Annotated in this window: 21 protein-coding genes; 18 read left to right on the top strand and 3 right to left on the bottom strand. The window is 52.4% G+C overall.

From position 1 onward, the window contains the following. The first annotated feature begins 260 nt into the window (after nucleotides 1-260). The 13 genes from mraZ (at nucleotide 261) to sigE (ending at nucleotide 13829) form a co-directional block, all read left to right on the top strand. Complete coding sequence (gene mraZ, locus B5G27_RS02415) at nucleotides 261-698, top strand: division/cell wall cluster transcriptional repressor MraZ (RefSeq protein WP_087152153.1); 438 nt, start codon at nucleotides 261-263, stop codon at nucleotides 696-698. Nucleotides 699-711: 13 nt separating this feature from the next. Beyond that, entirely contained in the window at nucleotides 712-1647 is a 936-nt protein-coding gene (gene rsmH / locus B5G27_RS02410) for a 16S rRNA (cytosine(1402)-N(4))-methyltransferase RsmH (protein WP_087177381.1), read from the top strand. 81 nt (nucleotides 1648-1728) lie between these two features. Continuing rightward, nucleotides 1729-2280 carry a hypothetical protein gene (locus B5G27_RS02405; RefSeq protein ID WP_087177380.1) on the top strand — a complete coding sequence of 184 codons (552 nt, stop codon included), beginning with the start codon at nucleotides 1729-1731 and terminating at the stop codon, nucleotides 2278-2280. An 11-nt stretch (nucleotides 2281-2291) separates the two neighbouring features. After that, complete coding sequence (locus B5G27_RS02400) at nucleotides 2292-4361, top strand: peptidoglycan D,D-transpeptidase FtsI family protein (RefSeq protein ID WP_087177379.1); 2070 nt, start codon at nucleotides 2292-2294, stop codon at nucleotides 4359-4361. A gap of 69 nt (nucleotides 4362-4430) precedes the next feature. After that, nucleotides 4431-6158, top strand: a complete 1728-nt coding sequence (locus B5G27_RS02395) for a peptidoglycan D,D-transpeptidase FtsI family protein (protein WP_087177728.1) — start codon at nucleotides 4431-4433, stop codon at nucleotides 6156-6158. A gap of 54 nt (nucleotides 6159-6212) precedes the next feature. After that, a complete protein-coding gene (gene mraY, locus B5G27_RS02390) occupies nucleotides 6213-7169 on the top strand; it encodes a phospho-N-acetylmuramoyl-pentapeptide-transferase (protein ID WP_087177378.1) in 957 nt (318 codons plus the stop codon). A gap of 4 nt (nucleotides 7170-7173) precedes the next feature. Beyond that, complete coding sequence (gene murD / locus B5G27_RS02385) at nucleotides 7174-8592, top strand: UDP-N-acetylmuramoyl-L-alanine--D-glutamate ligase (protein WP_087177377.1); 1419 nt, start codon at nucleotides 7174-7176, stop codon at nucleotides 8590-8592. Between the two features lie 13 nt (nucleotides 8593-8605). Beyond that, nucleotides 8606-9691 carry a putative lipid II flippase FtsW gene (ftsW, locus tag B5G27_RS02380; protein WP_087177376.1) on the top strand — a complete coding sequence of 362 codons (1086 nt, stop codon included), beginning with the start codon at nucleotides 8606-8608 and terminating at the stop codon, nucleotides 9689-9691. 92 nt (nucleotides 9692-9783) lie between these two features. Continuing rightward, nucleotides 9784-9921, top strand: coding sequence for a hypothetical protein (locus tag B5G27_RS15910; RefSeq protein ID WP_162611167.1), 138 nt, complete (start codon nucleotides 9784-9786; stop codon nucleotides 9919-9921). Between the two features lie 94 nt (nucleotides 9922-10015). Further along, nucleotides 10016-10759, top strand: coding sequence for a cell division protein FtsQ/DivIB (locus B5G27_RS02375; RefSeq protein WP_087177375.1), 744 nt, complete (start codon nucleotides 10016-10018; stop codon nucleotides 10757-10759). A 171-nt stretch (nucleotides 10760-10930) separates the two neighbouring features. Beyond that, a complete protein-coding gene (ftsZ, locus tag B5G27_RS02370) occupies nucleotides 10931-12100 on the top strand; it encodes a cell division protein FtsZ (protein WP_087177374.1) in 1170 nt (389 codons plus the stop codon). A 172-nt stretch (nucleotides 12101-12272) separates the two neighbouring features. Continuing rightward, complete coding sequence (locus tag B5G27_RS02365) at nucleotides 12273-13064, top strand: sigma-E processing peptidase SpoIIGA (protein WP_087177373.1); 792 nt, start codon at nucleotides 12273-12275, stop codon at nucleotides 13062-13064. A gap of 24 nt (nucleotides 13065-13088) precedes the next feature. Beyond that, nucleotides 13089-13829: an RNA polymerase sporulation sigma factor SigE gene (gene sigE, locus B5G27_RS02360; protein WP_087177372.1), complete on the top strand. Its 741-nt coding sequence runs from the start codon at nucleotides 13089-13091 to the stop codon at nucleotides 13827-13829. A gap of 42 nt (nucleotides 13830-13871) precedes the next feature. Here sigE and B5G27_RS02355 read toward each other — a convergent pair whose 3' ends face one another. Further along, on the bottom strand, nucleotides 13872-15593 hold the full coding sequence (locus tag B5G27_RS02355) for an ABC transporter ATP-binding protein (protein ID WP_087177371.1): 1722 nt from the start codon (nucleotides 15591-15593) through the stop codon (nucleotides 13872-13874). A gap of 123 nt (nucleotides 15594-15716) precedes the next feature. On the opposite strand from B5G27_RS02355, the gene B5G27_RS02350 reads away from it, so the two are divergent. Next, the gene (locus tag B5G27_RS02350; protein ID WP_087177370.1) at nucleotides 15717-16649 is read left to right on the top strand and encodes a tRNA dihydrouridine synthase; all 933 of its coding nucleotides are present in this window, start codon (nucleotides 15717-15719) and stop codon (nucleotides 16647-16649) included. Between the two features lie 79 nt (nucleotides 16650-16728). On the opposite strand, the gene B5G27_RS02345 is transcribed toward B5G27_RS02350, so the two are convergent. After that, entirely contained in the window at nucleotides 16729-18354 is a 1626-nt protein-coding gene (locus B5G27_RS02345; protein WP_087177369.1) for a CTP synthase, read from the bottom strand. A gap of 175 nt (nucleotides 18355-18529) precedes the next feature. Further along, nucleotides 18530-20002 (bottom strand): DUF1846 domain-containing protein, encoded by a 1473-nt coding sequence (locus B5G27_RS02340; RefSeq protein WP_087177368.1) that lies wholly within the window; start codon nucleotides 20000-20002, stop codon nucleotides 18530-18532. A gap of 229 nt (nucleotides 20003-20231) precedes the next feature. Here B5G27_RS02340 and ftsH point away from each other — a divergent pair, with 229 nt between their 5' ends. The 4 genes from ftsH (at nucleotide 20232) to B5G27_RS02320 (ending at nucleotide 25374) form a co-directional block, all read left to right on the top strand. Next, nucleotides 20232-22283, top strand: coding sequence for an ATP-dependent zinc metalloprotease FtsH (gene ftsH / locus B5G27_RS02335; RefSeq protein ID WP_087177367.1), 2052 nt, complete (start codon nucleotides 20232-20234; stop codon nucleotides 22281-22283). Nucleotides 22284-22621: 338 nt separating this feature from the next. Further along, nucleotides 22622-23275 carry a response regulator transcription factor gene (locus B5G27_RS02330; RefSeq protein ID WP_087177727.1) on the top strand — a complete coding sequence of 218 codons (654 nt, stop codon included), beginning with the start codon at nucleotides 22622-22624 and terminating at the stop codon, nucleotides 23273-23275. A 1-nt stretch (nucleotide 23276) separates the two neighbouring features. After that, the gene (locus B5G27_RS02325; protein ID WP_087177366.1) at nucleotides 23277-24689 is read left to right on the top strand and encodes a sensor histidine kinase; all 1413 of its coding nucleotides are present in this window, start codon (nucleotides 23277-23279) and stop codon (nucleotides 24687-24689) included. Continuing rightward, on the top strand, nucleotides 24673-25374 hold the full coding sequence (locus tag B5G27_RS02320) for a hypothetical protein (protein ID WP_087177365.1): 702 nt from the start codon (nucleotides 24673-24675) through the stop codon (nucleotides 25372-25374). Before B5G27_RS02325 ends, B5G27_RS02320 begins: the two co-directional genes overlap by 17 nt. Nucleotides 25375-25454: the final 80 nt, after the last annotated feature.

Below are 25454 nucleotides of genomic sequence, written 5' to 3'. Positions count from 1 at the left end.
TAATAAATTTCATGATTTTCAGTAAAAAACACAACATGTAGGGTGATGGATGAATTCCATCCTCTACATGTTCTTTTTTTGCCCTGAAAACCGCGGTTTTCAGCCGTATTTACGGCTTTCGGGAGTCACAAAAAAATCAAAAAAAGGGGTTGAAAAAGGGGGAGTGGTGGTTTAGAATGGAGTCAAGTGGTAAAGAGTGGTGGCTAGTGGTACAAAGTGGGGAGCGATGTGGAGGCTCACATTAAGAGAAAGGATTCCAGATGTTATTAGGAGAGTTTAACCATAGCATTGATGAAAAAGGACGACTCATCATTCCGGCGAAACTCAGGGATGATCTGGGCGACAGCTTCGTCATATGTAACGGGCTGGAGGGATGCCTCTTTGTTTACTCTCAGGAAGAATGGAATAAATTTGTTGCCGAGCTTGAGACCTTACCACGCATGAACAAGGATGCCAGGATCTTTAAACGTTATTTCTTCGGAAGCGCTTCGGAGGGCAGCTTCGACAAGCAGGGGAGAGTTCTTGTCCCGCCGTCGCTCCGCAAGGCTGCGCATCTGGAGAAGGATGTTGTCCTGGTGGGAGTCCAGGACAGAGTTGAGATCTGGGACAAGGCGCTTTGGGAAGAGCGCAGCCAGGTGAGCGAAGAAGACCTGGATGCCATCGCAGAGCGTATGGAATCCATAGGGATCAGGATCTGATAAGGAGGAGACCATGGCATTCGAACATGTATCCGTACTGCTGCACGAGACAGTGGACGGGCTTAATGTCAGACCGGACGGCACATACGTGGACGCCACGCTGGGCGGAGGCGGACATGCCTTTGAAGTGTGCAGCCGGTTAGGTGACAAGGGGAGATTTATAGGAATAGACCAGGATGCGGACGCTATAAAAGCGGCGTCAGAGCGGCTGGCAGGCTTCGGGGAGAAGGTCACGATAATCAGGAGCAATTACCGTGATATGAAGCCGCAGCTCCAAGCAATAGGAGTTGACAAGGTGGACGGGATCGTCCTGGACCTGGGGGTGTCATCGTATCAGCTTGATACTGCCGAGAGAGGATTTTCATACCGGGCGGATGCACCGCTTGATATGAGGATGGACCAGAGGCAGAAGATGACGGCAAGGGACATTGTCAACGGATACAGCGAGGCGGAACTTTACCGCGTGATCCGCGACTACGGGGAAGACAGATTTGCAAAAAATATCGCAAAGCATATCGTCGCAGAGCGCGCGAAGGGACCGGTCGAGACAACAGGACAGCTGAATGAGATCATACGGCACGCCATACCGATGAAGATCCAGAAGACTTCGGGGCATCCGTCAAAGCGGACGTTCCAGGCGATCCGGATCGAACTGAACCACGAGCTGGACGTGCTCAGGGATTCGCTGGATGATATGATCGACATGCTAAATCCAGGGGGACGGATCTGTATCATTACATTTCATTCGCTGGAGGACAGGATCGTGAAGAGCGCATTTCGCAAGAACGAAAATCCATGTACCTGTCCGAGCCACTTCCCGGTATGTGTCTGTGGGAAGACCTCAAAGGGAAAAGTGGTCACAAGGAAGCCGATCCTTCCGACAGAGGAGGAGATGGAGTCCAACAGCCGTTCAAAAAGCGCGAAACTGAGGATATTTGAACGTGCATAGCAGGGAGTAGTTTAAAATATTTATTTTCCGACGGGAAGGGGAGAGCCCGGAGGAGAAAAAACAGGAAAGGGGCATTGCGTTATGGCAGCAGGATACAGGACATACGATCAGAGAACAACGGGGCGCAGGGGAAATGAACGCAGCCAGTTCTATGTGTATGGCAATGCTGTACGCCAGGCGGAACCTCTTCCGAAGCGGATGTCGGGAGCGCATCCGGAGCAGCCGGAGCAGCACAGGCCGATGAGCAGGCAGGTGGCGAAGAACAGACACCGCGCAAAGAGCATCAGCCCCGCATACGCAGTATTCCTGGCGGTGGCAGCAGTATGTGCTGTAATGGTATGCATGGTATATTTAAGCCTTCAGTCAGAAGTTGTCAGCAGGTCGGAGAAGGTGACTGCAATGCAGGAACAGCTCGCAGACCTGACAGAGGCGAATGACACGGCTTATAATGCGGCGGCGGATTCTGTGAATCTCGTGACCGTGCGCGACCGTGCGATGAATGAACTGGGAATGGTTCCTGAGAATGAAGGCGCTGTCGTGGAGTATGACAGGCCGTCAGAGGAGTATGTGAAGCAGTACAGTGACATTCCCGAGAGCGGAGTGCTCGCGAAGTCGAGCGACGCATCAGAATAAGGAAAAATGATATGGCAGGAAGAAAAAGAAAAAAGAGCAGATTTGGATTTTTGACAAAAAAATTCCCGCTCAGGATGCAACGGAAGCTGGTAATGCTATTTATGGCAGTGATACTGGCTTTTGTTGTTCTTATAGGCAGGATCACATATATCAATGTAACCAAAGGGAGTAAATATACAAAGGCAGTCCTGGACCAGCAGATCTATGACAGCCGGGTGATCGCTTTTAAGCGCGGGGATATCGTGGACCGCAACGGCACAAAGATAGCGACCAGCGAGCGTGTGTACAATGTGATACTTGATGTAAAGATGCTGACGGATAAAGAGGAGTATCTGGAACCTACCAAGGAAGTACTCAGCGAGTGCTTCGGTATCGACGGAAGCGTGGTAGACGGGCTGGTCAAAGAGGATCCGGACAGCCAGTATGAGATCCTCGCACAGGGCGTGGACTATGAGACTGCGCAGAAATTTAATGAGATCGACGAGGATGATGAAAAATACCCGAATGTGGTGGGCGTCTGGCTGGAGGATGACTATACGAGGACTTACCCTTACGGAAGCCTGGCAAGTGATGTCGTGGGGTTTACCTATGCGGGGAATAATGGGGCGATCGGCATTGAAAATGCGTATAATGACGTTCTGAACGGGACTGACGGGCGTGAATACGGGTATTTTGACTCAGAGTCTTCTGTGGAAAGAACCGTGAAGCCGGCGAAGAATGGAAATACAGTAGTGTCAACGATCGATGTGACTCTCCAGAATATCGTAGAGCAGGCGATCCTGGAGTTTAACCAGGAACATGCCGGAGATGGTGAGCTTGGCAGCAAGAACACCGCTGTCATCATCATGAACCCGAATACAGGGGAGATCCTGGCAGAGGCATCGTACCCCAATTTTGACCTGAACGAGCCGAGAAACTGGTCCCAGGTATACCCGGAAGAGGCCTGGGCAGCGAAGACACAGGAAGTGGCGGAAGATTATACAGAGCAGGGCCGCACACCTGGATGGGATGAACTGTCAGACGAAGAGAAAGAGGCTGAGGTGCTGAACGACCTCTGGCGTAATTTCTGTGTCAGCGATGCATATGAACCCGGATCTGTGGCAAAACCGTTTACCGTGGCAGCGGGGCTGGAGACAGGGACGCTCACCGGGAACGAGACGTATTACTGCGGAGGCTCAAAGAATGTGATGGGATGGGAGATCGGCTGCCATTACCGGGCAGGGCACGGGACAGAAACGATCCAGGACGCGATCGCGAATTCCTGTAATGTTGCCCTCATGGACATGGCGTCAGCGATCGGGGTGGATAACTTCACCAGGTACCAGCATATTTTCGGGTTCGGAGAGTATACGGGGATCGACCTTCCGGGGGAGGCATATACGGCCGGGCTCCTGTATACTGCGGAGAATATGACGGATGTGGATCTTGCCAGCAACTCATTCGGACAGAATTTTAATGTGACCATGACGCAGATGGCTGCGGCGTTCGCTTCCCTGATCAACGGGGGATATTACTATGAACCTCATGTGGTAAAGCAGATCCAGGATGAAAACGGCAACGTGATCGAGACAAAGGATCCGGTCCTTCTGCGGAAGACGATATCATCTGATACCTCTAAGATGCTGAAAACCTATCTGAAAGCGACCATGGACTACGGGACAGGGCAGAGGGCGCAGGTAGAAGGCTATGATATCGGTGCGAAAACAGGGACCGCGGAAAAGCTTCCCCGCGGAAATGGCAAATACCTTCTTTCTTATATGGGCTATGCGCCCCAGGAAAACCCGGAGGTGCTTGTCTATGTAGTGATCGATGAGGCAAGGAACGACTCTGCCGGAGACAGCAGTCTGGTACTGGGGTTGAGCAAAAAGATCATGGAGGAGGCATTTCCGTATCTTGGCATCACAACGATCGCGGAGAGCGGTGAGAATGTCAAGACAGAAGGACAGAATTTCGGCGATACAGAGTACACGGATTACGACGAGGATTACGAGGATACCTACGATAATCCGGACGGTGCTTATATCGATGAAAATTACAGCCCGGACCTGGACGACTGGGCTTCCGGGGAGACGGCGGAATAGCGGAAACGCGAATAACCATGCAGAAGATGTAATAAGCTGTAACAACATCTTTTGCATGGTTTTTATAATATGAAGAAAAATAAGACATACAATAAAAAGAAGATCATGGTTGTCTTTCTGTGTGCTGCCCTGATCCTTGCCGCCCTGATCGGAAGGCTGGTCTATCTGATGATCTTTGACGCGGACTATTATCAGGAACTGGCCCAGGATCTCCACGAACGGGAGCGTGAGATCAAGGCCGCAAGGGGAGAGATCGTGGACCGGAATGGCGTGGTGCTGGCAACGAACCGCACAGTATGTACGATCTCTGTCATCCACAGCCAGGTGGAAGAGCCGGAGGAAGTCATCTCTGTATTGAGCCGGGAACTGGAACTGGACGAGGCGGAGGTCAGGAAAAAGGTGGAAAAGGTATCTTCCATGGAGAAGATTAAAACGAACGTGGATAAGGAAGTGGGAGACCGTATCCGCGGCTATGACCTTGCCGGAGTGAAGGTGGATGAGGATTATAAACGCTATTATCCTTATGATGAGCTTGCCTCCCGAGTCCTGGGCTTTACGGGCGGGGATAATCAGGGGATCATCGGCCTGGAAGTGAAATATGAGGAGTATCTGAAAGGGATAAACGGCACGATCCTCACAGTGACAGACGCGAGGGGAGTGGAGCTGGAAGGTGTGGCTGAGGACCGGATCGAGCCCGTGCCAGGCGAGACGCTGCAGGTCAGCCTGGACTATAATATCCAGTCCTACTGCCAGCAGGCGGCAGAGAAAGTGATGGAGGAGAAACAGGCAGAGGCAGTGTCCATCCTTCTGATGAACCCGCAGAACGGTGAGATCTACGCGATGGTCAATGTCCCGGAGTTTAACCTGAACGAGCCCTATGAGCTGAATACAGGGGCAGATGAGGCATCCCTGACCGATGAGGAACTCCAGGATGAACTGAACCAGATGTGGAGGAATCGCTGTATCAACGATACTTATGAGCCGGGGTCTGTGTTTAAGATCATTACTTCTTCCGCGTGCCTGGAAGAGGGGGTGGTGTCCCTTGACGATACGTTTTTCTGCCCGGGCTACCGGATCGTAGAGGACAGGAAGATCCGGTGCCACAAGGTGGGCGGGCATGGGCAGGAGACCTTTGTCCAGGGGATCCAGAATTCCTGCAACCCGGTGTTCATGGATATCGGGCTCAGGCTGGGCGCGGGACGGTTCTATGATTATTTTGAAGAGTTCGGGCTGATGAAGCTAACCAATATCGACCTGCCGGGGGAGGCGGGGACGATCATGCACCGGAAGGAGGACATTGGCACCGTGGAGCTGGCGACCATGACGTTTGGCCAGTCTTTTCAGGTCACGCCGATCCAGATGGCAGTGACGGTCAGCTCGATCGTAAACGGGGGGAACAGAGTGACTCCCCATGTGGGGACAGCAGTCCTTGACAGAGATGGAAATGTGGTAGAAGAGTTTGATCATGAAGTGGAGTCCGGCATAGTCTCAGAAGAGACATCCGAGACCATGCGGATGCTGCTGGAGAGCGTGGTGGCGGAAGGATCGGGGAAAAATGCATATCTGGAAGGATATTCCATCGGGGGAAAGACAGCGACGTCGCAGACGCTTCCCAGGAGCGCCAATAAGTATATCGCCTCTTTCCTTGGCTTTGCGCCGGCGGATGACCCTCAGATCCTGGGCATGGTCATCATCCATGACCCTCAGGGCGTTTACTACGGCGGGACCATCGCGGCGCCGGTGCTCAGGAGCATTTATGATAACGTGCTCCCGTATCTCGGGATTGAAAAAAAGTAAGCCATGGTTTATACTAAACAGGTTAAGAAACGAAAGAGATGAAGAGGTGGATTTATGAGCAGTCATGTAGTGATACCGGTACTGATATCCTTTGCGGTCAGCCTTGTGCTGGGACCGGTTGTCATTCCTTTTTTGCGGAAACTGAAGATGAAGCAGACTGAGCGCGTGGAGGGCGTGCAGTCTCATTTAAAGAAAGCAGGTACGCCGACTATGGGCGGCATTATGATCCTGATCTCTGTGATCGTGACATCCCTGTTTTATGTGAAAGATTATCCGAAGATCGTCCCGGTGCTGTTCCTGACGGTCGCATTCGGGCTGATCGGATTCCTGGACGACTACCTTAAGGTGGTGCTGAAGCGTTCTGACGGCCTGATGCCTATGCAGAAGATGGCGCTCCAGATCGTGGTCACAGCGGTCTTTGCCTTCTATCTGGTTAGAGTTGCAGAAATTCCGCTGACCATGCTGGTGCCGTTTTCTGATGGGTATTACCTGGATCTCGGCTGGGTGGCGTATCCGGTCCTGTTTGTCGCTGTGATCGGTACGGTCAACGGGACGAATTTCACAGACGGGCTGGACGGCCTTGCTTCCAGCGTGACCGTGCTGGTGGCAACGTTCTTTACTGTGGTGGCGATCGGCACGAAGAGTGGTATCGAGCCGGTTACCTGCGCGGTCGTGGGGGCTCTGCTCGGGTTCCTGCTTTTCAATGTATATCCGGCGAGCGTATTTATGGGTGACACCGGATCCCTTGCGCTGGGCGGCTTCGTGGCAGGGACTGCATACATGCTCCAGATGCCGCTGTTTATCATTATCGTCGGGTTTATTTACCTGGTAGAAGTGGCTTCTGTCATCATCCAGGTCACATATTTTAAAAAGACAGGCGGGAAGAGGATCTTTAAGATGGCTCCGATCCATCACCATTTTGAGCTGTGCGGATGGTCGGAGACAAGAGTTGTCGCTGTGTTTTCCATAATCACGGCGCTCCTCTGCCTGATCGCATTAATGGGGGTATAGCACGATGGAGATGAAAGGGAAAAAAGTACTTGTATTTGGATCCGGCATCAGCGGGGAAGCGGCAGCCGGACTTCTCCTGAGAGAAGGCGCTCAGGTGGTCCTGTATGACGGGAATGAGAAGCTGGATGCGGCAGAGATAAAAACGAAGATCCAGGAGAGCCTGGCAGGAACAGGCTCCGTGGACGGGAAGCCGTCAGGGCAGGATGCTGCCGGCGGCGCGGACTCTGCGGATCTCAGCGTGGTGCTGGGAGAGTTCCCGGAAGAGCTTCTGGGCGGATTGTCCCTGACAGTGATGAGCCCGGGCGTACCGACGGACCTTCCGGTCGTGGACCGGATGAGAGAGGCGGGGATCCCTGTGTGGGGAGAGATCGAGCTCGCTTATGTACTCGGAAAAGGAGATGTCCTCGCCATTACCGGGACAAACGGGAAGACGACCACAACAGCTCTCCTCGGACAGATCATGGGGAACTGGAAGGAGAGCACCTTTGTGGTGGGAAATATCGGGAATCCGTATACCAGTATTGTGCCGGAGACAAGAGAGGACTCTGTGATCGTAGCGGAGATGAGCAGTTTCCAGCTCGAGACGGTACATACTTTCCGCCCGAGGGTGAGCGCGATCCTGAATATCACTCCGGACCACCTGAACCGCCATCATACGATGGAAGCATATATTGCGGCAAAGGAGCGGATCGCGGAGAATCAGACAGCGGACGATGTGTGTGTGCTGAATTATGAGGATGATGTCCTCCGGGAATTCGGCGGAAAGATCTCCGCGGATGTTCTATATTTCAGCAGCCGGCGTAAACTTAAAAGAGGCGTGTATCTGGACGGGACCACGATCATCTGCAATGTGGACGGGGAGATCCCGGTGTGCGACGTCAGCGAGCTCCAGATCCTGGGCACTCATAATCATGAGAATGCCATGGCAGCAGTGGCTATGGCGTATGCGTACGGCGTCCCGATGGATGTGATACGCAGGACATTAAAGGAATTTGCCGGGGTAGAGCACCGGATCGAGTTCGTGGCGGAGAAGAACGGAGTCGCCTACTACAATGACTCCAAGGGCACGAACCCGGATGCGGCGATACGCGGGATCCGGGCGATGAACCGCCCGACAGTGCTGATCGGCGGCGGCTATGATAAGCAGTCATCTTATGACGAATGGATCCAGGCATTTGACGGGAAGGTAAAGAAGCTGGTCCTGATCGGGGCGACCCGGGAAAAGATCGCTGAGACTGCGGCAAGGCTTGGATTTACGGACGTTGTGCTGGCAGATACGTTTGAGGAAGCTTTTGAGAAATGTGTAGGATATGCACAGCCCGGGGATGCAGTGCTCCTTTCGCCTGCATGCGCGAGCTGGGGAATGTTTAAGAATTACGAAGAACGCGGAGATAAATTCAAAGAACTAGTAAAACAGTTGTAGGGAGTGGAGTTTATTGGAGCGTTCCAAAAGGAAGAGGCGGTATGATGAGACGCTGGCAGCGGTGATCCTGATCCTTGTGGCAGTCGGACTTGTGGTGCTTTACAGCACCAGCGCCTACAATGGCAGGATAAAATTCCATGATCCCCTGTATTATGTGAAAAAGCAGGGATTTGCCACACTGATCGGCCTTTTGGGCATGATCGTCATCGCGCAGATCGACTATCATAAGTGGATACCCCTTGCGATTCCTGGATACCTGGCAGCGATCGCCCTGTCTGTGGCTGTGATGCTGTTCGGAGATGAGTATAACGGGTCCAAAAGATGGCTGTCTTTGGGCCCTTTTTCTTTTCAGCCCTCGGAGTTCGCGAAGGTGGCGGTCATCCTCTTCCTTGCATGGCTGGTAAGCAGAAATGTCCGGCGGATGCACAGGTTCAGGACGCTGATCCTCATGATGCTGCCCGTGCTGCCTGTGGTCGGGCTGGTGGGCGCCAGCAACTTAAGCACTGCGATCATCATACTCGGGATCGCGGTCGTGCTCGTCTTTGTGGCAAGCCCGAAGTACTCACAGTTTATCTGGATGGGGAGCGCGGGAGCGGCTTTTATGGCCGTGTTCCTCGCCATGGAGAGCTACCGCCTGGAGAGGATCGCGATCTGGCAGCATCCGGAAAAATACGAAAAAGGCTATCAGACGCTCCAGGGGCTTTATGCCATCGGCAGCGGCGGACTCTTTGGCCGAGGTTTGGGGAACAGCGTGCAGAAGCTGGGGTTCCTTCCTGAGGCCCAGAATGACATGATCTTTTCCATCATCTGCGAGGAGCTGGGGCTTGTCGGGGCAGGGATCATCATCCTGCTGTTCCTGATCCTGATCTGGCGGCTGTTTGTGATCGCCACAAGGACACCGGATCTCCTGGGAGCGCTCATTGCCACAGGAGCCATGGCGCACATGATGATCCAGGTCATCCTGAACATCGCCGTTGTGACAAATTCCATCCCCAACACAGGGATCACACTCCCGTTCATCAGCTATGGAGGAACATCCGTCATGTTTCTCCTCATGGAAATGGGACTTGTCCTAAGCGTATCAAGTCTGGTAGAATGAAATAACCAGTTCAGCCATATGTAACTCCGCACACACAAACCATGCTCGCATGGTTTTGTGCGCGGAGTTACATATGGGGTGAGCGCCTGCTCATGAGCAAAACAGCGGCGGAAGCCGCAGTAAGCACGAAGTGCGGTTTTGCGAATGGCGCGGCTGAACGGAAGGACGCGGCAGGAAGCGGCGGAAGCCGCAGTAAGCACGAAGTGCGGTTTTGCGAATGGCGCGGCTGAACGGAAGGACGCGGCAGGAAGCGGCGGAAGCCGCAGTAAGCACGAAGTGCGGTTTTGCGAATGGCGCGGCTGAACGGGTAAAGGAGGCATTTGGATGAAGAGAAGAAAGCACAAAAAGAGAAGGGTATGGCTGATCGTAGTCTCGGTCATCGCCGGGCTTGCTGTCCTTGCGGCTGTGGCTGTATTTTTGTTCCGGACCCGTTCCTTTGTGGTGGAAGGCAATTCATATTATGGTGAGAATACGATAACGACATGGATACAGAATGACAGGTTTTCTGTGAATACACTGTATATCATGGCAAAATATAATCTCACGGACGCGGATCTGCCGTCCGGGGTGGAGAGTATGAAGATCTCCCTGAAAAATCCGTGGACAGTCAGGGTAAAAGTGACAGAAAAGGAAATGGCAGGATATGTTGACTATGAGGGGGCATATCTGTATTTTGACGATTCGGGGGTCGCATCTCTGAGGACGAATAAACTGATCGAAGGGACTCCTTATATTGAGAACCTGACATTTGATGCGTCGAAAGTAAAGATAGGGGAAGAGCTTCCTGTTGAAGATGACACCATTTTTGGAAAAATCGTTGAAGTTTCAAAAAATCTGAAAAAATGTGATCTTACACCGGACAAAATGTCATGCACAGACGGGAATGTCCAGGTTTATTTTGGGATCGTAGAAGTGCTCCTGGGCAGCGGCAATTATGAAGAAAAGCTGCAGCAGGTGCCGCCGATCCTGGCAAAACTTGCGGAGTTGTACCCGGATACCGCGGGAACTCTGCACCTTGAGAACTACGATCCGGAGTCAGAATCTATCCGGTTCGTGCCTTCAGCCTGACAGAACATCAGCTAAGAAAAAGGCATTCGCCAATCGTATAAAAATATCAGAAAAATAAGAAAAATCTATTGATTATTTAAAGAAAAGACTTTATTATATATTTATTGGATTCTATCGTTCAATAAAAGGGATGTATAAGAAATTAATAAGACGACAAAGGAGGAAATACTCTTGTTAGAAATTAAAACCAACGAATCAGAAGCGGCTGCAAGAATTATTGTTGTCGGAGTCGGCGGCGGCGGTAATAACGCTGTGAACCGCATGATCGATGAACAGATCGCAGGCGTGGAATTTATCGCAGTGAATACAGATAAGCAGGCACTGCAGCTTTGCAAGGCGCCGACACTGATGCAGATCGGCGAGAAGCTTACCAAAGGTCTTGGCGCAGGAGCGCAGCCGGAAGTAGGAGAGAAAGCGGCAGAGGAAAGTTCAGAAGAGATCTCGGCAGCGCTCAAGGGAGCGGACATGGTGTTCGTTACCTGCGGTATGGGAGGCGGTACAGGTACAGGAGCAGCTCCGGTCATCGCACGTATCGCGAAAGAGCAGGGTGCCCTGACAGTCGGAGTTGTGACAAAGCCGTTCCGTTTCGAGTCCAAGACGAGGATGCAGAACGCTTTGACAGGAATCGATAAATTAAAAGAAAATGTTGATACGATCATCGTGATCCCGAATGATAAGCTTCTTGAAGTCGTAGACAGACGCACAACGATGCCGGAGGCTCTCAAGAAGGCAGACGAGGTACTCCAGCAGGGTATCCAGGGTATCACAGACCTGATCAATGTTCCGTCCCTGATCAACCTCGACTTCGCTGATATCCAGACGGTTATGAAGGACAAGGGTATCGCTCACATCGGTATCGGTTCCGGACGCGGCGATGACAAAGCTCTTGAGGCGGTCAAAGAGGCTGTCGCAAGTCCGCTGCTCGAGACAACGATCCAGGGCGCATCCAATGTCATTGTCAATGTATCCGGTGATATCACACTTATGGATGCATCTGACGCAGCTGATTACGTACAGGAGCTGGCAGGAGAGAGCGCAAGCATTATCTTCGGTGCAATGTACGATGACACGAAGTCAGACGAATGTACGATCACTGTTATCGCTACAGGCTTACATAATGTAGGCGGCAGTGCTTCTAAGCTGAAAGCAAGGCTGGAAGGGCAGCAGAAGGTCGGATCGATCCTTCCGTCAGGGGATTCCCCGGTAAGGAGCCGTCTCGACAGCGAGAGCAGGACTGCGTCCAGGACACAGGGAGGCACAATGCCTACACTGCAGCCGAGGACCCCGTCCAGCACGGTAAAAGAACAGTCCATCAAGATCCCGGATTTCTTTAAGAAATAAGGGGACATGCTTAGTAAAATACAGATTCATAAAAACAGATGTCACAGGATCGTGACGTCTGTTTTTTTCTGTCGAATTATATTTCTTCACGTCCGTCACCATCTGACAAATTTCAACGGTTCAGAGAGATATAATGATACCCGGATTGATTTCCAGGGGAAGAAGGTGGAGGATGTATTATGAGCTGTACATAGATGTGTTTTTTCTGGAAAATCTCATGATGGACAGCCTGATCCTCCTGGCCCTTGACTATATCCTGAAATGCGGGAGCACACGGGGACGCCTTTTTCTCTGTGCCGCGCTGGGAAGTCTGCTCACCTGTGCAGTGGTCGCTGTCCCGCTGCCGGGTCTGGCAAAGCTTTTTTTGTTTCATGTCTGCATTAACAGTGTGATGCTGCTTACAGGATTGAAAATAAGGAGTGTCCCACAGTTTGTGAAAGCGTTTATCCTGCTCTATGTTGTATCGGTATTTATGGGCGGGATCATGCAGATCCTCCGCCCGTACATGCGTGTGGCCAGCCTGTTTTACTGTGCCGCCTTTGGATCTTATCTTCTGCTGATGCGGATGTGGAAGCTTCTTTCTCATATGGCGGAGCATCAGGGAACGATCCTGGAGGTGACTCTATATACGTCCAAAGGAGAAAAAACAGCAAGAGCACTGTGGGATACAGGAAACAGCCTGAGGGATTTTGTTACGGATGACCCTGTAAATATCCTGGATCCGGGAATCCTCCGAGAAATTACAGAGCTTCCTGAAGCAGAAAAGGGGTTCCATCTGATCCCTTACCGCTGTGTAGGGGGAGATCAGGTCATGAAGGTATTCCGGATCGAAAAAATGTGCGTGCACGCAGGCAGAGACGGAGGGGACAGATGGGTACAGAAGCCTCTGTTTGGTGTCGGGGAGGAAAGACTTTCCCAAAATAAAGAGTATGAGATCATCCTGAATCCGGGGATACTCTCATAGAAATCAAATAGAGGAGGGAATAAGATGATCATAAAAGTAGCTGTCCCGCAGCAGTTCAAACTGCGGGTCATACCGGATATCAAAAACCTGTTGTTCGGGGGTGGCAGGGAGATCCATTATATAGGAGGCACAGAAGTGCTCCCGCCGCCCCTCGAAGGAGCCCACGAGAGGGAAATGATCCAGGATCTCGGGACAGAGCGGGCGGAGGAGGCAAAAAAGACCCTGATCGAACACAATCTCCGTCTGGTCGTATACATAGCAAAAAAATTTGACAATACCGGGGTCGGCGTGGAGGACCTGATCTCGATCGGGACCATAGGACTGATCAAAGCGATCAATACCTTCAATCCTACAAAAAAGATCAAGCTCGCGACCTATGCGTCCCGCTGTATTGAAAATGAGATCCTGATGTATCTGAGGAGAAACAGCAAGACAAAGATGGAAGTGTCGATCGATGAACCCCTCAATGTAGACTGGGACGGCAATGAGCTCCTTCTCTCAGATATCCTGGGAACAGAAGAGGATACCATATACCGGGATCTGGAAAACGAGGCGGAGCGCAAGCTTCTGATCCGCGCCCTGAATAAGCTGAGCAGCCGGGAGAAGATGATCGTGCGGATGCGCTTCGGGCTGGATGACCCGGAGGGACATGAAAAGACACAGAAAGAAGTAGCGGATATGCTCGGGATCTCACAGTCGTATATATCCAGGCTGGAGAAAAAGATCATGCAGAGACTCAAAAGAGAGATGGTACGCTATGAGTGAGAAATCTGTATTTGCGGGGGAGGCTCCCCCGCAAATACAGATTTACATATTATAATAATGGGCGTATACGCCTCCTTTTGCGAGCAGGCTTTCATGTGTCCCCCGCTCTGCGATCCCGTCTTCGGTGATGACGATGATCTCGTCAGCGCCCCGGATCGTGGAAAGCCTGTGGGCAATGGTGATGGTCGTCCGGTCTTTGGAGAGCTCTTCCAGGCTCTGCTGGATCCAGCGCTCACTCTCGTTGTCAAGAGCGCTTGTCGCCTCATCCAGGATCAGGATGGGCGGGTTTTTCAGGAAGACGCGGGCAATGGAGATGCGCTGCTTCTGTCCCCCTGAGAGGCGTGCGCCGCGTTCTCCCACATAGGTGTCATATCCGTCCGGGAGTTCCCGGATAAAATCGTGGATATTGGCGCGTTTTGCCGCCTCGATGATCTCGTCCATGGAAGCGCCGGGTTTTCCGTAGGCGATGTTGTCCCGGATCGTACCCGCAAAGAGATACACATCCTGCTGGACCATGCCGATCTGGCTTCGGAGGCTTTTCAGCGTCAGGGTGCGCACATCTTTTCCGTCGATGGTGATCTTTCCGCCGGTCACATCGTAGAACCGGGGAAGAAGAGAGCAGATCGTTGTCTTCCCGCTTCCGGACGGGCCTACCAGGGCGATGGATTTCCCGGCAGGGATCTCGATGGATACATGGGACAGGACCGGGGTGTCGTCGTCGCTGTAATGGAAGGATACGTCTTCATAGCAGACCCTTCCTTTTACATTTTCCAGAGGCCGGGCGTCAGGGGCATCCTCGATTTCCGGCTCTGTCTCCATGACGTCCAGGAAGCGGCGGAATCCGGCAAGGCCTTTCTGCATCATTTCAATGAGCTCTACGAGGATCTGGATCGGGCTGATGAAGATGCCGATATAAAGGGCGTACATGGCGAGATCCTCTGCATTCATGAGACCTCTGGCGATCAGGTACCCGCCGAATACCAGTGTGACAAGATACATCATACCCTGGAAGAAAAGGTTCCATCCCATAAAACTGCCCATGCAGTTGTAGTTGTTTTTCTTTGAGATCAGGAATGCATGGTTGCTCTTTTTGAATTTTTCCCTCTCAATCTCCTCGTTGGCAAAAGACTGGACTACGCGGATGCCTGCCAGCGTATCCTGGAGACTGGAATTTACATCCCCGATCTTACGGCGGTTTTCCATAAATGTCTCCTGCATCCGCTGGTTCTGGCGGAAGGAGAAGACGAACATACAGAGCACCAGTGCGACGAGTGGAAGGGCAAGCCTCCAGTTGATCAGGAAGAGGAAGACAAAGGAGCCGGCGATCTTTACCACGGAGATGAACAGGTTTTCCGGGCCGTGGTGCGCGAACTCAGCGATGTCAAACAGGTCGGACACGAGCTTGCTCATCATCTGGCCGGAATTGTTCCGGCTGTAATAGGAGAAAGACAGCTTTTCATAGTGGTCAAACAGCTGCTGGCGCATATCCCTCTCCATGTGGGCGCCCATCATGTGTCCCTGGTAGCTCACATAGTATTTGCACAGGCTCTGGATAACGTACATGATCAGAAGTCCTGCCGCGAGGAGGGGCAGAGCGCTCAGGATGGCAGCGCTGTCCTTTGTGAAAAGCGTGTTTGTCATGGTGCGCAGGATCTGAGGATATGCCAGATCCACTAAACTGATGAAAGCGGCGCAGATCAGGTCAATAAAAAAGACCGTCTTATACGGCGCGTAATAGCTGATAAATTTTCTGAGTGTGTGCATGAAAACTCTCCTTTCTTAATGACAACAACAATATTAGCACAGGATTTTCTGCTTGACAAGAATGCCGGGTGTGTAATAAGGTAGGGACTGATGCAAACAGGGGAGAAGAACGGGAGAGAACATATGAAGATTTATCTTGCCCCACTGGAGGGGATCACAGGGTGGATATTCCGCAGCGCGGTCCATGAGTGCTTCGGAGGTTTTGACAAATATTTCGTGCCCTTTATCAGGCCGAACCAGATGGGACATTTCAGCGCCAGGGAGAAGAAGGATATCCTCCCGGAGCATAATAAGGGGATGAGGACAGTGCCTCAGATCCTTACCAACAGGGCGGATGACTTTCTCCGCACGGCTGAGAAGCTGAAAGACTTCGGGTATGAGGAGGTCAACCTGAACCTGGGGTGTCCGTCAAAGACTGTGGTGACAAAGGGGCGGGGCGCCGGATTTCTCGCTGATCCTGAGAGCCTGGACCGGTTCCTGGGAGAGATCTTTGACAGATGCCCCATCAGAATCTCGCTCAAGACAAGGCTTGGCATGGAAGATGCGTCTGAGTTTGCTGCTCTGATGGAGATCTATAACAAGTATCCGGCGGAAGAGCTGATCATCCATCCGAGAGTACAGAAGGATTTCTATAAAAATACACCGGATCTTGGGGCATTTGCCGCAGCAGCGGACAGCAGCAGGAATCCGGTATGTTATAACGGCGATATTTTCTCCGTGGATGACTATGAGCGGTTGAAAAAGCGTTTCCCGGAGACAGACCGGGTCATGACGGGACGGGGCGTCCTGAAGGACCCGGCCCTTGGGAGAAGGCTCCGGGGCGGGAGAGGAGCGGACAAGGCGGAGCTGCGCCGGTTCCATGATCTTCTGTATGCAGGATACTGTGAGGAAATGTCAGGGGACAGGACGATCCTGTATAAGATGAAAGAGCTGTGGACGTACCTTGCCCCATTGTTCACTGATTCGAAAAAATATGCGAAGAAGATCAAAAAAGCAGAGAAATGTGCTGTGTATGAACAGATCATAGATGAATTATTTTCAGAGACAGAAGTTTAGCCATGAGGGAAACCTCATGGCTGAAAGTATTTCTGCCGAAAGGGCAGGCTGTGCTATGCTGACTTCCTGCTGATTTTTTCTATGCCTGCTCTTTCTGCTGCTCCTGCTGTCTTTTCAGGGCAGCTTCCACAAACCCTTTGAACAGCGGGTGCGGCCGGTTCGGTCTGGATTTCAGTTCAGGATGCGCCTGGGTGGCGATAAACCACGGGTGGGACGGGATCTCGATCATCTCGACAATGCGGTTGTCAGGAGAGAGGCCGCACAGTGACATGCCGTGGCTTTCCAGATCTTCTCGGTAGTCGTTGTTTACCTCATATCTGTGGCGGTGGCGTTCGCTGATCTCCTTTTTCCCGTACAGGCGGGCAGCCAGGGATCCGTCCTTTAATACACACGGATAGGCGCCGAGGCGGAGCGTGCCTCCGATATCTTCCACGCCGATCTGATCCTCCATGATGTGGATGACCGGGTGGGTCGTGTCAGGCTTTAATTCCATGCTGTGCGCGTCATTGTAGCCGATCACATCCTGTGCGAATTCTACGATCGCAAGCTGCATCCCGAGGCATAGGCCGAGGAAGGGGACGCCGTGGATGCGGGCATAGCGGATCGCTTCGATCTTGCCGTCGATCCCGCGGTGGCCGAACCCACCGGGGACGAGGATGCCGCTTACATCGGAGAAGATCTCATCTGCGTTTTCCGCAGTTACTTTTTCAGAATCCACCCATTTGATGTTTACCGTTGTGTGGGAATAGATCCCACCGTGTTTCAGCGCTTCCACGACACTGATATAGGCATCGTGGAGCTGGATGTATTTCCCTACAAGGGCGACCGTCACTTCCTGCGTCGGATGTTTCAGCTTGTCAACCATCTCAGTCCAGTCTTTCAGGTCCGGTTCCGGGCAGTCCAGATGGAGGCACTCGCAGACAACCTGCGCCAGACGTTCCTTTTCCATTGCGAGAGGAGCTTCGTACAGGTATTCCACATCGAGGTTCTGGAGCACATGGCTTGCGGGAAGGTTGCAGAACAGGGAAATCTTGTCCTTCATGTCAGAGGTCAGCGGATACTCGGAGCGGCATACGATGATATCCGGCTGGATGCCCATGCTCTGGAGTTCTTTTACGCTTGCCTGGGTCGGTTTCGTCTTCATCTCCTGTGATGCGCGGAGATAGGGGATGAGCGTCACGTGGATGAGGATGACATTTTCCCGCCCTTTTTCGTGCTGGAACTGGCGGATGGATTCAAGGAAAGGCTGGCTTTCGATATCTCCGACAGTGCCGCCCACCTCGATGATGGCGATCTCCGTATCCTCCGCGGCGGGATTGCGGTAGAAGCGGCTTTTGATCTCATTGGTAATGTGTGGGATGACCTGGACCGTGCCCCCGCCAAAGTCTCCGCGCCGTTCTTTCTGGAGCACAGACCAGTAGATCTTCCCGGTCGTGACGTTGGAATTCTTTGTCAGGCTCTCGTCGATGAAACGCTCATAGTGTCCCAGGTCCAGGTCTGTCTCAGCCCCGTCGTCTGTGACGAACACTTCCCCGTGCTGGACCGGGTTCATTGTGCCAGGGTCGATATTGATGTAAGGGTCGAACTTCTGCATGGTCACTGTGTATCCCCTTGCCTTCAAAAGACGTCCCAGGGAAGCGGCTGTGATCCCTTTCCCCAGTCCGGATACAACGCCGCCTGTTACAAATACATATTTTACTGCCATTGTACATGCCTCCTGTGTGATATTATTGAAACTTTCCCTTAAAAAAGAGTACAGCCTGACTATGGGAAGGAAGCCGCTCCGTTGCGGTCCCGTGTCCCATGATAGTCAGACTGTAATATGACTTAAAAAAATACTTTATTAGTATACACCTGAAAACAGGAAAATACAATCTTTTTTAAAAGATCGTGTGCTCGTACACTGCCTCGCATGTGAGCTGTACGCCCAGCTTCTTGAAGATCTTGATATCAACATCCGAGAGCATGACCGAAGTGTGCGCCTGGCAGCCGTCCAGCTTCGGGAGCTGGGAGAGGGCGAGCCTTGCGTCCGGGTTTGCAGCCGCGCTGGCAGAGAGCGCGATCAGCACTTCGTCCGTGTGCAGGCGCGGGTTTTTGCTCTTTAAGTAATCGACTTTCAGCTTCTGGATCGGCTCGATGGACTCCGGTGAAATGATGTGGAGACCATGATCCAGTCCGGCCAGCTCCTTTAATACATTGAGGAGAAGGGCAGCGGAGGCGCCGAGCAGGTTTGTTGTCTTGCCGGTGATGATCCTTCCGTCTTCAAGCTCCAGGGCAGCGGCAGGACCGCCGGTCTCTCTGGCGCGCTCAAGTGCTTTGACAGCCACGGCGCGGTCAGCGACCGTGATCCCTGCCATGTTCATGAGCAGTTCGATCTTCTGCGCTTCCTTGTCAGATGCGTCTCCTTTAACGAGAGAATTCAGAGCCGCGTAATAACGGCGGATGATCTCCTGTTTTGAAGCTGCCCGGCATGCCTCATCGTCACAGATACAGTTCCCGGCCATGTTTACGCCCATGTCCGTCGGGGATTTGTACGGGCTCTCGCCGTAGATCTTCTCAAAGATCGTATTGAGGACAGGGAAGATCTCAACGTCCCTGTTGTAGTTGACCGTTGTCTCACCGTATGCTTCCAGATGGAAGGGGTCGATCATATTTACGTCATTCAGATCCGCTGTCGCCGCTTCATAGGCAAGGTTGACCGGGTGCTTGAGCGGGAGGTTCCAGATGGGGAATGTCTCAAATTTCGCATAGCCCGCGTGGATCCCTCTTTTGTGCTCGTGGTAGAGCTGTGAGAGACAGGTCGCCATCTTTCCGCTTCCCGGGCCCGGTGCAGTCACGATCACAAGCGGACGGGTCGTGCGGATATAGTCATTTTTCCCGTATCCCTCATCGCTGATGATGAGAGGGACATTTGAAGGATACCCGGGGATCACATAGTGCAGATACACCGGGATATCCAGCTTCTCCAGCCTGTTTTTGAACAGGAGCGCGCTTTCCTGGCCGGAAAACTGGGTGATCGTCACGCTTCCCACATAGAGCCCCTGCTCCCGGTAGGTGTCGATCAGGCGGAGCACGTCTGTGTCATAAGTGATACCAAGATCTCCGCGGATCTTATTCTTCTCGATATCTTTCGCGCTGATCACGATCACGATCTCCGCCTGGGCGCTCAGCTCTTTTAAAAGGCGCAGCTTGCTGTCCGGTGCAAAGCCCGGGAGCACACGGGACGCGTGATAGTCGTCGAACAGTTTGCCGCCGAATTCGAGGTAAAGTTTGTTGTCGAATTTGTTGATCCGGCTGCGGATGTGCTCGGACTGCATTTTCAGGTACTTTTCATTGTCAAAACCGATTCTCATTTTCCATTCCCCACTTATCTAGTTTCTCTGTTTGGTATATATGACAGGCCTCGGGGCGGACCCGCCGGATGGCAAGGTATGCTCACCGCACAGCAGACCGCCGGGAGGACATATTTCGTACCCAGTATACTATAAAAAGTCATGGTTTTACAATATTTTCATAATGTTTTTATTGATTTATGCAAAACCTGTACTTATAATGGTAATAGCTGATTTTAGGAGGAAAAGAATGGATAACCAGAATAATAAGAATAATCCTAAAAATAACCGGCAGGGCTGGGGAGTCATCCTCATTACAACCCTGCTGGTCACTTTTATGGTATTGGGATTTTATTCTCTGATGCGCGGCACAGGTCCTGAGGAGATCAGTTATGATAAATTCCTGGAGCTGGTCGACGATAAAAAGGTAGAAGAAGTCAGGCTGGGCAGCAGCCGTATCTACATCGTCCTTACCGATGAGGCAAGGATCGAGGAGGCGAAGGAACGGGCGGAGAAACAGCAGCAGAACGGCGGGATCCAGGGGATGATGGGTCAGTTCCAGGATCAGTTCCTCAGCCAGTTCCAGAACCAGGAGCAGAGCCAGAGCCGGGAAGACGAGGATGATGATACAGAGAAATCTCCGGATTATTATACGGGATATGTCGATGACTATACGCTGGCGCAGAAACTCGATGACGCCGGAGTGGAATTTAAGGGCGAGGTCCCGGATACGATGGGGCAGATGTTCTTCGAACTGTTCGTGACGATCCTTCTGCCCCTGGGACTGACGGCGCTTCTGCTGTTTTATGTCATGAAGCGGATGACAAAGGGAAGCGGCATGATGGGCATCGGAAAGAGCAATGCCAAGATGTATATGGAGAAGGAGACCGGCGTGACCTTCCAGGATGTGGCCGGGGAGGATGAGGCAAAGGAGTCCCTGCAGGAAGTGGTCGATTTCCTGCACAATCCGGGCAAATACAGCGGCATCGGTGCAAAGCTGCCCAAGGGGGCGCTCCTCGTGGGACCGCCGGGAACCGGAAAGACGCTGCTCGCAAAGGCGGTGGCAGGTGAGGCGAAGGTACCGTTCTTCTCTCTGTCCGGTTCCGCGTTTGTAGAGATGTATGTGGGTGTGGGCGCTTCCCGTGTGCGAGACCTGTTCAAGCAGGCGCAGCAGATGGCGCCGTGCATCGTATTCATCGATGAGATCGATGCCATCGGAAAGACCCGTGACACGGCAATGGGCGGCAATGACGAGAGGGAACAGACTCTGAACCAGCTCCTTGCCGAGATGGACGGATTTGATACAAACAAAGGGCTTCTCATCCTGGCGGCGACGAACCGTCCGGAGATCCTGGACCCGGCCCTTCTGAGACCGGGGCGGTTTGACCGTCGGATCATCGTGGATAAGCCGGATCTGAAGGGGCGTATCGACATTCTGAAAGTACATGCAAAAGATGTACGCATGGATGAAAGCGTGGACCTTGAGGCCATTGCACTTGCCACATCCGGAGCGGTTGGTTCTGATCTGGCAAATATGATCAATGAGGCAGCCATCAACGCGGTAAAACACGGGCGCCAGGTGGTAAGCCAGAAAGATCTCTTCGAGGCAGTGGAAGTCGTCCTTGTGGGAAAAGAGAAAAAAGACCGTATCATGAGCAAAGAGGAGAGGCGGATCGTCTCCTATCACGAGGTCGGACACGCCCTTGTGACGGCGCTCCAGAAAAATACAGAACCAGTCCAGAAGATTACGATCGTGCCGAGGACAATGGGCGCTCTGGGGTATGTGATGCAGACTCCGGAGGAAGAGAAGTTCTTAAATACGAAGAAAGAGCTGGAGGCAATGATCGTAGTCGCCCTGGGAGGACGCGCGGCGGAAGAGCTCGTGTTCGACACGGTGACCACGGGCGCTGCAAATGATATCGAGCAGGCCACAAAGATTGCCCGCGCTATGATCACCCAGTACGGGATGTCAGACCGTTTCGGCCTGATGGGGCTTGAGTCCATCCAGAATAAATACCTGGACGGAAGGGCAGTGTTAAACTGCGGCGAGGCAACAGCAGGAGAGATCGACGAAGAGGTCATGAAGATGCTGAAAGCCGCTTACGCAGAGGCTAAGAGACTGCTCGGAGAAAACAGAGAAGCCCTGGATAAGATCGCAGCCTTCCTGATCGAAAAAGAGACGATCACAGGCAAAGAATTCATGAAGATATTCCGCGAGGTAAAAGGAATACCCGAGCCGGAAGAAAACGAAACAGAAAAAACCGGAGAAAAAGAAGGACGGATCTCAATGAAGCAAGAATGAGATCTGGAAAAACTACGAAATCAGGGAACATGCTAAAATCAGGGATCAGAAGAGAGGAACTCGGCTTCGCCTCAGACACCCATCTCTTCTGATCCCAACGCATGTCCCCTGATTTCTACTTTTTCCAGGTCTCATTCCGAAGTCGCCTCAACCACCCGTCTCCCCGCCCGCCGCGAAAACGTCCTGAATTATATCGACGGTTTTCGGACTTTATATTTACAAGGAAGGCTCCCCTGCAAATCCAGATTATGCCGTTTTGATGCTTCCGTTATGTATGCTATACTATGTGCAGCTGGGTATTTACCAGAGATCTGTATATGAAACAGGAGGGGAATAAGTTGATCAGAATTCTTACAGTTGAGGATGAGAGGGCAATCTCCAATCTGATCCGGATGAGCCTGGAAAAAGCAGGGTATTCCTGCACTTGTGCGTATGACGGGGCGGAGGCGGCTGAATTGCTGGAGCACAGCAGATTTGACCTGATCCTTCTGGATATCATGCTCCCGGAGATTGACGGGTTTGAGCTGATGGAGTACATCCGGCCGACGGAGATCCCGGTTATCTTCATTACAGCGAAAGCCCGGGTGGAAGATAAAGTAAAGGGGCTGCGGCTGGGCGCAGAGGATTATATCGTCAAGCCGTTTGATACCGCGGAACTGCTGGCGCGGGTGGATGTAGTGCTCCGCCGTTATCACAAGGATCAGGCTGTGTTTGAAGCAGGCGGGCTTGTGATCGATACATGTTCCATGCAGGTGAAAAAAGACGGAAAAGAGATAAAGCTGACGAAAAAGGAATATGACCTCCTGCTCCTTTTTGTGCAGAATCCGGGAAGAGCGCTATACCGCGATACGATCTATGAGCATGTGTGGGGCGGGGAATACCAGTTCGGGAGCAAAACGGTTGACCTGCATGTCCAGCGGCTCCGCAGGAAGACAGGATGGGATGGTATCTTAAAGGCTGTGAATAAGGTGGGGTACAGGCTGGAGGTGTAGGATGAAATTCCGGGTAAAGTTTACGCTGTGCATGATCGGCCTGATGTCAGTCCTGTTCGGCATAGGGGGAAGCCTGCTTCTGAATGTTTCCTTTGACCGGGCGGTTGACAGGGAGAGGGAAGAATTATACAGCGTTTACCAGATGGTTTCGGGGACGCTCCGGGTGATAGGAGAGATCAATGGAAGCCTGACCTGTGAGGATATATCGGATACAATATTTAAAACCACGGGACAGGATGAGGGGTTATGGGAAATGATCCGGTTCAGGGAGGACGGGGAGCGGCTGATCTATGAGGACGGCGACACAAGCCTTACTGTATCCGGACAGATGCCGGAGAAAGGGACCTGTGACATCCGCCGGCAGACGCAGGGGGAAAGAGAGCTCCTTTTTTTGTCCGGAGCGCTCCTGACAGATGCGGGGAAAGTGCGCCTTGATATGGCGAGGGACGTGACAGAGCTTTATGAGGAGCGCCAGGGCTGGCACCGCATTTATCAGGGAGTATTTATCCTGATGGTGATCCTGTGCGCGCTGATGTCATACAGTACGGCCCTGCTCCTGACAGGAAATCTGGAAAAGCTTTCAGGCACGGTGAGAAAGATCGCAGATGGAGATCTGTCCAGCAGGGCAGATACAGGTTCGGGAGATGAGTTCGGGCAGCTTGGGATGGATTTTAACAGGATGGCAGACCACCTTGAGGAAACGATCCGGGGACTGAACGACGAGGTGGAGAGACAGGAACGGTTTATCGGAGATTTTTCCCATGAGCTGAAGACGCCAATGACATCGATCATCGGATACGGGGATCTGATCCGAAGCGGGATGCTGGATGGGAGCGAAGCGGCAGAGGCAGGAGATTATATTGTAAGTGAAGGGAAAAGGCTGGAAATCCTGTCGATGAAGCTGCTGGATATGATCATGGCAAAAAACAGGCCGCCTGTATTTGTAAGGACATCACCGGCGGAACTGGTCAGGCGGCTGGCGGAAAAGACAGCGTCTGCATACGGGGAAAGAGGGATCGCCCTGGATGTCAGGACAGAGCAGGGGGAACTCCTGCTGGAGCCGGACCTGGTCTACTGCCTGCTCCGGAATCTCGTGGAAAACGCTGCCAATGCGATGCCGGATACCGGAGGAGATATCCGTATCACAGAGAGGGTACGGGACGGGAAATGTTTTATATTCGTAAGGGATAATGGGAGAGGCATCCCGGAAGATTCCCTGGCGCACCTGACGGAAGCGTTTTACCGGGTGGACAGATCGCGGTCGCGCAGGGCAGGAGGAGCCGGGCTGGGGCTTTCTCTGTGCCGGGAGATCGCAGAAGCCCACGGGGGATGTATCCGTTTTAAGAGCAGGCTGGGAAAAGGTACAGTGGTGATGGCTGTATTGAAAGGAGAGAGAAATGAACAACCGGGATAAGATCTTTCCGGCTGTCGTGCTGTTCCTCACAGTGGCAGGATTTTTCCTCCCCGGGATGACAGCATGCCTGTCAGATATGAAAACAGGACAGGAGACGGTCTCAGTCAGGGATGAGGAAAGAGAGATCCCTCTGGCAGGCGGGGAAAGCGTTTTTGACATTTTAGGGGCTGCCGGAAAGCTGAAAGAATCCGTGACGCTCAGGAGCGGGGATGCTATGGACGAAAAAAGTGCGGAAACAGAGTCCGCAGAGATCCTGGGGATGCTGGCCCGGTACGGGCTGGCAGAACAGCCGGGACAGGGACAGTGGCTGATCACACCGGTGCTGGTGTCCGATATCGAAGGAAGGGAAGCGTCAAGAGTGTTCTGGGACTGTGTGTGGTATCTGGAATCCCGGGAGACAGATCCTTACAAGATAGAACTCTACCTTGATGATGAGAGCGGGTATCTGATGTCATTTACAGTCTATCCCGGGCGGGGACATCCGGGGGAAAACCCGGAAGCGACAGTGGAAAGTATGAAAGCATTCCTGAATGAGTATTATCCTCTTTCGGGAGAAACGGGATTTCAATATCAGGAGACGCTGTCAGGAAATGAATTTATCTTTACAGTCTCAGAGGGCGGAGACAGCACTTATGGTTTCCGGTTCCTGATTATGGAAAACGGGCAGATCGTTTTTAATATGTAGTGTATAATGCTGTTCTGAGGGTTTCTGATGCTGTTTTGATGGGTTTCTGATGCTGAAAATATGAGAGCTTCGTTTAAAAT

The sequence above is a fragment of the Lachnoclostridium sp. An76 genome, from assembly GCF_002161355.1.
GTDB classification, from domain to species: Bacteria; Bacillota; Clostridia; order Lachnospirales; family Lachnospiraceae; genus Mediterraneibacter; species Mediterraneibacter caccavium.
Note: the sequence above shows the minus strand (reverse complement) of the source record. Positions and strands in the feature narration are given on the sequence as shown.